The organism is Mycobacterium sp. TH-M103 (assembly GCF_057473785.1).
Map to the genome: position 1 here is coordinate 1 of NZ_JBYCLG010000035.1, position 8,657 is coordinate 8,657.

Genomic DNA, 8,657 nt, shown 5'->3' on the forward strand with positions numbered 1-8,657 from the left:
TACACCAGCGCTGACCTTCACCAACACCTCACCCGGCTCGACCACCACACCCCTGCCGCATGACCCCCGACGAATTAACGGGCAAGACCACTAAGTCAGTCCTTGGCGTAGATCGCTTCGATGTCGGTGGCGAACTTCTCGGCCACCACTTTGCGCTTGACCTTCATCGTCGGTGTCAGCTCGCCGGTGTCCTCGGTGAAGTCGACCGGCAGGATGCGGAACTTGCGGATCGACTCGGCGTGCGACACCGCGAGGTTGGCCTGCTTGACGGCGGCGTCCACCTCGGCGATCAGGTCGGGATCGTTGGCCAGATCGCCGACCGAGGCACCGGCCGCCTTGCTGTTGCGTTGCTTCCAGCCGTCGAACGCCTCGGGGTCGATGGTGATCAGCGCGCCGATGAACGGCTTGTTGTCACCGACGACCATTGCCTGGCTGATCAGCGGGTGACCCCGCAGTTGGTCCTCGAGCACGGCGGGTGCGACGTTCTTGCCGCCCGCGGTGACGATGATCTCCTTTTTGCGGCCGGTGATCGTCAGGAAGCCGTCCTCGTCGACCGCACCCAGGTCGCCCGTCTTGAACCAGCCGTCGGTGAACGCCTCGGCGGTAGCCTGCTCGTTGCCCCAGTAGCCGCTGAACACCACGCCCCCGCGCACCAGCAGCTCCCCGTCCTCGCCGATGCGTAAGCTGTTGCCGGGCACCAGCGTTCCGACGGTCCCGACCTTGACGTTGTCGACCTGGTTGACCGTGATGGCCGCGCTGGTCTCGGTCAGGCCGTAGCCCTCGTGGATGGTGACCCCCACGCCGCGGTAGAAGTGGCCCAGCCGCGCACCCAGCGGCGCACCGCCGGACACCGATGCGCGGCAGTCGCCGCCCAGCGCCGCGCGCAGCTTGCTGTAGACCACGCGGTCGAACAGCGCGTGCTTGGCGCGCAGCCGCAGCCCGGGCCGACCGCGGTCGTGGGCCTGGCTCCACTCGACCGCGGTCTGGGCGGCGATCGCGAAGATCCGTCCCTTGCCGTCGTTGGCGGCGTTCTGCTCGGCCGTGTTGTACACCTTCTCGAACACCCTCGGCACCGACACCACGACCGTCGGCTTGAACTCCGCCAGCAGCGCCAGCAGGTTCTTGATGTCGCTGGTGAAGCCGACGGTCACCTTGTTGGCGAATGCGCCCAGGGTGAGCGCGCGGGCCAGCACGTGGGCCAGCGGCAGGAACACCAGCAGCCGCTGCCCCTTGTCGAGTAGCGTCGGGAGGCACTCCTTGGTGCCCCGCGTCTCGTAGAGCAGGTTGGAATGGGTGAGCTGACAGCCCTTGGGCCGGCCGGTCGTGCCCGAGGTGTAGATCAGCGTCGCCGGATGCTCGGCCCGCAGCGCCCCGAGCCGCGCCGTCAGTTCCGCCGGGTCGACCGACGCACCGGCCTCGACCAGCTGATCGAGGGCCTTGGGGCCCGACCCGTCGATGTGTAGCACCCGGCGCAGCGCGGGCAGGTCACCGGCGAGCTCGGTCACCATCGCGGCGTGGGCGTCGGTTTCGGCGAACGCCAGCACCGCCGCCGAGTCCTGCAGCACCCATCGCACCTGCTCGGCCGACGACGTCTCGTAGATCGGCACCGTGACCGCGCCCACCGACAGGATCGCCAGGTCGAGGATCGCCCACTCGTAGCGAGTGGCCGAGAAGATCGAAACCCGGTCACCGGCCTGCACTCCCAGTGAGATCAAACCCAGTGCCGCCGAACGAACCTGGCCGGCCGCCTCAGCGCACGTGACGTCAGTCCAGACGCCGTCGACCCGGCGCTGGTAGATCGCGAAGCCGGGGTCGTCGCGCTCGTGCTCGAAGACCATGGCCGCGATGTTGTCGTGCTCGGCGACGGTGAAGCGGGCAGGAACGCTGTACTCACGCACTGTGTTGACCTCGTCTTAGCTAGTGATGCCGGCCGGCTTGCTGTGTCCAGCCTAATGCGGGGACCTCCCCGCCCGTCCCGGCCCGGCCCGGAGATGGCCGGCCGGCCCCGCGTGTGTGAAGCTGGGGTGGTGAACAGCATCCAGATCGCCGACCAGACGTATGTCGCGGTCGACGGCGCGCGGGTCGGCATTGTCATCGCCGATCCGTCGAACTGGCGCCGGTGGTGGCCCGACCTGCGGTTGCAGGTGGTCGAGGACCGCGCCGACAAGGGGATCCGGTGGACCGTGACCGGCGCGCTGACCGGCACCATGGAGATCTGGCTGGAACCCATGCCCGACGGCCTGGACGGCGTGGTGCTGCACTACTTCCTGCACGCGGAACCGACCGGCCTGGCGGCCTGGCAGCTGGCCAAGCTGAACCTGGCCAAGGTGATCCATCGGCGCCGGGTCGCGGGCAAGAACGTGGCATTCGAACTCAAGGGCTCACTGGAACGGTCACGCCCGGTCGGGACTTCTCCGGCAGTCTAGCGCTCAACGTCCGGCATGGAGAGTACCGTTTCGGGCCGGAGACCGGGTTAGTCCCGCAGCGGGGCGGCTCGCTCGTGGGAGAGAGGCAGCAGCCAGGTGGCGGAGAAGACGACGCAGACCATTCACATCGACGCTGATCCCGACACGATATTGAAGGTGATCGCCGACATCGATGCCTACCCGGATTGGATCTCGGAGTACAAGGAAGCCGAGGTGCAGGAGAGGGGCGCCGACGGCTACCCCAAGGTGGCGCGTTTCGTGATGGACGCCGGCATCATCAAAGACACCCTGGTTATGTCCTACCAGTGGCCCGAGGATCGCCGATCGCTGAGCTGGACCCTGGTCTCCAGCTCGCTACTGCGTTCGCTCGAGGGTTCGTATCGTTTGGCGCCCAAGGGTTCTGGCACCGACGTCACCTACGAGCTGACGGTGGACCTCGCCCTCCCGATGATCGGGATGCTCAAACGCAAGGCCGAGCGCAGGCTCACCGATACCGCGTTGAAGGATCTGAAGAAACGAGTCGAGGCTGAGTGATTCCGTTACGCCGACCCCGGCCCGGATCAGTCTGTTCGTCGGCAAGGGCGGGGTAGGAAAGTCAACTCTGGCCTCGGCCACCGCGGTCGCCGCCGCGAACCGGGGTCAGCGCGTGCTGGTGGTGTCCACCGACCAGGCGCATTCGCTGGGCGACGTGCTGGGCGTCCCGGTCCCGCCGAGCGGGGGCGACGAGGCCGTCCGGGTGCTCGCCGACGACCAGTCCGGTGCCGGTTTTCTCGACGCGCTGGCCCTGGACACCCTGGCCCTGCTCGAGGCCCGCTGGCAGCACGTTGTCGGCGCCGTGGACCGCAGGTTTCCCGACTCTGAGCTGGGCACCATTGCGCCCGAAGAACTTTCGGCCCTGCCGGGCGTGCAGGAAGTCCTCGGGTTGCACGCCGTCGGTGAGCTTTCGGCCTCCGGGCGCTGGGATCTCGTCGTCGTCGACTGCGCCTCGACCGCCGACGCGTTGCGGATGCTGACCCTGCCTGCCACGTTCGGGCTCTACGTCGAGCGTGGGTGGCCGCGCCACCGCAGGTTGTCGATCGCCGCCGACGACAGCCGCTCGGCGGCGGTGGTGGAGTTGCTGGAGCGCATCAGCGCGGGTGTCGACGCGCTCGGCGCACTGCTGACCGACGGCGAGCTGGTCGGTGCGCACCTGGTGCTGACCCCCGAGCGGGTGGTGGTGGCCGAGGCGGTCCGGACCCTGGGCTCGCTGGCGTTGATGGGGGTGCGCGTGGAGGAGCTGATCGTCAACCAGGTTCTCGTGCAGGACGAGTCCTACGAGTACCACAACCTGCCCGCGCACCCGGCGTTCTCCTGGTACGCCGAACGCATCTGCGAACAACGGGTCGTCCTGGACGAACTGGCCGCCGCCATGGGTGACGTCGCGCTGGTGGTGACCCCGCACCTGTCCGGCGAACCGATCGGCCCCAAGGCGCTGGGCGCACTGCTCGACAGCGCCCGCCGGACGGGTACGGGCGCGCCGCCGGGCCCGTTGCAGCCCATCGTCGACCTCGAATCCGGATCGGGGCTTGGGGCGACATACCGGATGCGGCTAGCGTTGCCCCAACTCGATTCGGGTGCCCTGACCCTCGGCCGTGTCGACGACGACCTGATCATCAGCGTCGGCGGGTTGCGGCGCCGGGTGCGGCTGGCGTCCGTACTGCGGCGTTGCACGGTGCTGGACGCGCGTCTGCGGGGTAGTGAACTGACGGTTCGTTTCCGACCAGACCCGGAGGTGTGGCCTAGATGAGTGGGGCTCATCCCGACGTCGGTCCCGAGCTGCGCAGGCTCGCCCAGGCGATCCTGGACGGAATCGACCCGGCGGTGCGGCTGGCGGCCGCGATGACGGCCGGCGGTGGGCCGGGAACCGGGAAATGCCAGCAGGTGTGGTGCCCGGTGTGTGCGCTGGCCGCGCTGGCCACCGGTGAGCAGCACCCGCTGCTCACCGTGATCGCCGACCACAGCATCGTTCTGCTCGAGGTGATCCGCGGCATCGTCGGTGACGCCGACCGCTCGCCGGAGCCGCCGCCGGACGGGCCGCGCGGTGGCGGTGTGCGGCCGCCGGGCGACGAGACGCGCGCCGGCAGGGATGCGGGGGAAGGCACCGCCAGGAGCCGGTATCAGCCCATCCCGGTCACCGTCGAGGAGTGAGTCGCCCGCGTCGCAGGTGGTCGCCCGGGCCGCGGATGGGTACAGTTGACGCAGTACACGACCGGCGGGGTGAGAGGGAGGGCCATGTGGTACTGGCTGTTCAAGTACATTCTTCTCGGCCCATTGCTATCACTGCTTGGTCGGCCCAAAGTCGAAGGCCTGGAACATCTTCCGCACTCCGGGTCGGCGATTCTGGCCAGTAATCACCTGGCGGTGATGGACAGCTTCTACCTGCCCCTGGTCGTGCGCCGCCGGATCACGTTCCTGGCCAAATCCGAATACTTCACCGGCACCGGCCTCAAGGGCTGGTTCCAGCGCTGGTTCTTCACCGCCGTCGGTCAGGTCCCGATCGACCGCACCAACGCCGACGCCGCGCAGGCGGCGCTGGACACCGCCGAACGGCTGCTGAGCCAAGGCAAGTTGCTCGGGATGTACCCCGAGGGCACCCGCTCGCCCGACGGCCGGCTCTACAAGGGCAAGACCGGCCTGGCCCGGCTGGCTCTGCACACCGGGGTTCCGGTTATCCCGGTGGCGATGATCGGCACCAACGTGGTCAACCCGCCCGGTACGAACATGCTGCACTTCGGCCGGGTCACCGTCCGCTTCGGCAAGCCGATGGACTTCTCCCGCTTCGAGGGAATGGCCGGCAACCGGTTCATCGAACGCGCCGTCACCGACGAGGTGATCTACGAGCTGATGGGCCTGTCCGGCCAGGAATACGTCGACATCTACGCGGCCAGCCTCAAGGAAGGTGGCTCCGGTGACGCCTCCGCCGGTGACGCCGCGCGCATCCCCGAGACCGCCGCGGGTTAACCGGCCGCCGACACCGGTGTCAGGGTGGGCGATGCCGGGTGCCGCGAGCCGGCGCGGGCGCCGACGGTGACTCCGGCCGCGGCGATGACCGCCAACGCCCACCACACGTAGGACATCCCGGCCAGTTGGCGCCACCACACCGCGGTCGTCTCGTGATGCTTGGGCAGCAGGTTGATCGGGGTCCATGCCATCAGCGCCACCCCGGCGGCGCTGACCACCGCCAGCGCGACGTTGCGCCGCCGCCAGCCCAGGACCGCGGTCACCAGCACCGCCGGCACCATCCAGACCCAGTGGTGCGACCACGACACCGGCGACACGACCAAGCCGAACAGCGCGACACAGATGATCGCCAGCGTCGGCTCGCCGGCGCGCAGCACCCGCCGCATCGCCCAGATGGTCAGCCCCAGCACGAGCAGGCTCGCGGCCACCCACAGCACGAAGCGCTCGTGCTCGCCGAGGTCCAACCGCGCCAGCCCGCCCGCGACGTTCTGGTCGGTGTTCAGCGCCGCGGCGCCGATCCGGTCGGTGTGGTGCACCGTGCGGGTCCAGTACTCCCACGAATCGTCCCAGGCCAGCGCGAAACCGACGGCCGTCGCGGCCGCGAACGACGCCACCGCGGTGAGCGCCGCGCGGTTGTCGCGGCGCAGCACCAAATAGAGCAGAAACACCGCGGGGGTGAGCTTGAGCGCGATCCCCAACCCGAGCAGCACGCCGCGCGGCCACGGCGTGCGGCGCGGGAAGCAGTCGGCGATCACCAGCGTCATCAGCACGGCGTTGATCTGGCCGAACGCGAAGTTGGAGTTGATGGGTTCCAGCCAGATCGCCGCGGGCGCCACGATCATCACCGTCAACCACAGCCGGCGCAGCCACGGCGGCCCCGGCAGCACCGTCGAGGTGTCCCACACGTCGAGGCGGGTGAGCACGATCAACGTCGACACCATCAGCAGCGCCAGCGTCAGCAACGTGATTGCGACGCTGGCGGCCGGCATGTGCAACCAGGCGAACGGGCTGAACACGATGGCCGCCAGCGGGGGATAGGTGAAGGGCAGGTTCAGCCCGATGGGGGTGTGGAACAACACCTCGCCGCGGTACAGCGGATGCCCGTCTAACCAGGCCTGACCGCCCATCTGATAGATGTCGATGTCGATGCGGTACGGAGTGTGCCCGAACAGGCGCCACGCCGTGTAGCCCAGCGCGGCGGCCGCCGCCAACCAGAGCAGTCCCCACGTCAGCGCCCGTCCGAGCCCACTTCTGCCAGCGAAGCCCGCGCCGGGCGTCTGCGATCTACTCATCTCGCCGAACAGCCTAATCGGTGCGCGGGCCGGGCAGCGGCCGGCGCAGCGCGGCTCCCGCCGGGCGCGGCAAGGCAGGCGTAGGTTTCAGGTGTGTTGCAGTGGTTCGTGTCGAGGATCACGACTTGGTTCTCCCATGACATCCACGATGGCGGCCGGCTGCCGCTGTTGTGCTGTCTGGTGGCCTTCATCCTGACGTTTTTCGTCACGCGAACCTTCGTCCGGTTCATCCGCCAGCGTGCCGCGACCGGGCGACCGCCCAAATGGTGGCAGCCGCGCAACGTCCACATCGGGGGGGTACACATTCACCACGTGACGTTCGGGGTGGTGCTGGTGCTGGTGTCCGGGCTGACGCTGGTCACCATATCCCTGGACGGCACCGAAGCCGAATTCACCTCCGCCGCGATATTTTTCGGTGTCGGGGCCGCGTTGGTACTCGACGAGTACGCGTTGATCCTGCACCTCTCCGATGTGTACTGGTCGGAAGACGGGCGCACGTCGGTGGACGCGGTGTTCGCCGCGGTGGGCGTGGCCGGCCTGCTGATCATGGGACTCCATCCGTTGATGTTCTTCATGCCGCTATGGCAGGGCACGGATTCGACGGCGCTGCGGTTCGCGGTCGCCGGCGCGATGGCGCTCACGCTGCCCCTGGCCGTGGTCGTGGTGCTCAAGGGCAAGGTCTGGACGGGCCTGCTGGGCATGTTCATCGTCGTGCTGCTCGTGGTCGGGGCGGTCCGGTTGTCGCGCCCCCACGCCCCGTGGGCCCGGTGGCGCTACACCACCCGGCCGGACAAGATGCGGCGGGCGCTGCAACGGGAACGGACGCTGCGCCGTCCCGTCGTGCGGGCCAAGCTGGCGTTGCAGTGCGCGATCGCCGGCACCCCGCGCCTGCCCGACGAACGCACCGTCGACGCCAGGCTCGACACCGAGGTGCGTCCCGCGCCGCCGCCCGAGAACACCGAGCCCCTCCTGCTGGGCCGCTAGCCCGCCGCGGCCGCGCGCCTAGGCTTTCTACGGTGCGCTACTTCTACGACACGGAATTCATCGAGGACGGGCGCAGCATCGAGCTGATCTCGATCGGCGTGGTCGCCGAAGACGGTCGCGAGTATTACGCGGTGTCCACCGAATTCGATCCCGAACGCGCCGGCAGCTGGGTGCGCGCGCACGTGCTGCCCAAGCTGCCGCCCCCGTCCTCGCAGCTGTGGCGGTCGCGCAGGCGGATCCGCGAGGACCTGGAGGAGTTCTTCGGTGTCTCCGGTGTCGACGACGATCCGATCGAGCTGTGGGCCTGGATCGGGGCCTACGACCACGTGGCGCTGTGCCAGTTGTGGGGCACCATGCCGGAGCTGCCGCGGGCGCTGCCCCGCTTCACCCGGGAACTGCGGCAGCTCTGGGAGGACCGCGGGTCCCCCCGGCTGCCGCCGCGGTCGCGGGACGCTCACGACGCGCTGGTCGACGCCCGCGATCAGCTGCGTCGCTTCCGGCTGATCACCGCGGCGGAAATGCCGGCCGCCGAGCGGCCGGTCGACCGGCGTTCTTGCTGATCAGCCCCGAACAGCCCGGGCCGGGTGCCGGTTACGATGGACCGATGAACTGGACCGTCGACATCCCGATCGACCAGCTGCCGTCGCTGCCGCCGCTGCCGACCGAGCTGCGCGCCCGCCTGGACGCCGCGCTGGCCAAGCCGGCCGCGCAGCAGCCCAGCTGGCCGGCCGACCAGGCCACGGCGATGCGCACGGTCCTGGAGAGCGTGCCGCCGGTGACAGTGCCGTCGGAGATCGTCCGGTTGCAGGAACAACTGGCCGCGGTCGCCAGGGGGGAGGCGTTCCTGCTGCAGGGCGGCGACTGCGCGGAGACGTTCACCGACAACACCGAACCCCACATCCGGGGCAACATCCGGGCGCTGCTGCAGATGGCCGTGGTGCTGACCTACGGCGCC

Annotated in this window: 9 protein-coding genes and 1 pseudogene; 8 read left to right on the plus strand and 2 right to left on the minus strand. The window is 69.2% G+C overall.

The genetic code is table 11. From position 1 onward, the window contains the following. Positions 1-95: 95 nt before the first annotated feature. Positions 96-1,898: an AMP-dependent synthetase/ligase gene (locus tag AC2VOR_RS01615; protein ID WP_369738298.1), complete on the minus strand. Its 1,803-nt coding sequence runs from the start codon at positions 1,896-1,898 to the stop codon at positions 96-98. Between the two features lie 129 nt (positions 1,899-2,027). Between AC2VOR_RS01615 and AC2VOR_RS01620 the strand changes: the two genes are divergently transcribed. The 5 genes from AC2VOR_RS01620 to AC2VOR_RS01640 all read left to right on the plus strand — a co-directional run bounded on the left by AC2VOR_RS01620 (position 2,028) and on the right by AC2VOR_RS01640 (position 5,426). Further along, entirely contained in the window at positions 2,028-2,426 is a 399-nt protein-coding gene (locus AC2VOR_RS01620; RefSeq protein ID WP_369738299.1) for a polyketide cyclase / dehydrase and lipid transport, read from the plus strand. 96 nt (positions 2,427-2,522) lie between these two features. Then, positions 2,523-2,960, plus strand: a complete 438-nt coding sequence (locus AC2VOR_RS01625) for an SRPBCC family protein (protein WP_369738300.1) — start codon at positions 2,523-2,525, stop codon at positions 2,958-2,960. Further along, complete coding sequence (locus AC2VOR_RS01630; RefSeq protein WP_369741546.1) at positions 2,953-4,212, plus strand: ArsA family ATPase; 1,260 nt, start codon at positions 2,953-2,955, stop codon at positions 4,210-4,212. The genes AC2VOR_RS01625 and AC2VOR_RS01630 overlap by 8 nt, the downstream gene beginning before the upstream one ends. Next, positions 4,209-4,613 (plus strand): hypothetical protein, encoded by a 405-nt coding sequence (locus AC2VOR_RS01635; protein ID WP_369738301.1) that lies wholly within the window; start codon positions 4,209-4,211, stop codon positions 4,611-4,613. The genes AC2VOR_RS01630 and AC2VOR_RS01635 overlap by 4 nt, the downstream gene beginning before the upstream one ends. 84 nt (positions 4,614-4,697) lie before the next feature. Further along, positions 4,698-5,426, plus strand: coding sequence for a lysophospholipid acyltransferase family protein (locus tag AC2VOR_RS01640; RefSeq protein WP_369738302.1), 729 nt, complete (start codon positions 4,698-4,700; stop codon positions 5,424-5,426). Here the strand turns inward: AC2VOR_RS01640 and AC2VOR_RS01645 are convergent. Beyond that, a complete protein-coding gene (locus AC2VOR_RS01645) occupies positions 5,423-6,718 on the minus strand; it encodes a glycosyltransferase 87 family protein (RefSeq protein ID WP_369738303.1) in 1,296 nt (431 codons plus the stop codon). The genes AC2VOR_RS01640 and AC2VOR_RS01645 overlap by 4 nt on opposite strands. A gap of 117 nt (positions 6,719-6,835) precedes the next feature. Between AC2VOR_RS01645 and AC2VOR_RS01650 the strand changes: the two genes are divergently transcribed. The 3 genes and pseudogenes from AC2VOR_RS01650 to AC2VOR_RS01660 all read left to right on the plus strand — a co-directional run. Beyond that, a complete protein-coding gene (locus AC2VOR_RS01650) occupies positions 6,836-7,702 on the plus strand; it encodes a hypothetical protein (RefSeq protein WP_369741547.1) in 867 nt (288 codons plus the stop codon). A gap of 32 nt (positions 7,703-7,734) precedes the next feature. Continuing rightward, a pseudogene (locus tag AC2VOR_RS01655) lies at positions 7,735-8,243 on the plus strand (polyadenylate-specific 3'-exoribonuclease AS); the annotation flags it as partial. A 63-nt stretch (positions 8,244-8,306) separates the two neighbouring features. After that, positions 8,307-8,657: 3-deoxy-7-phosphoheptulonate synthase (locus AC2VOR_RS01660; protein WP_486963079.1), on the plus strand; the 351-nt coding region annotated here is incomplete at its 3' end.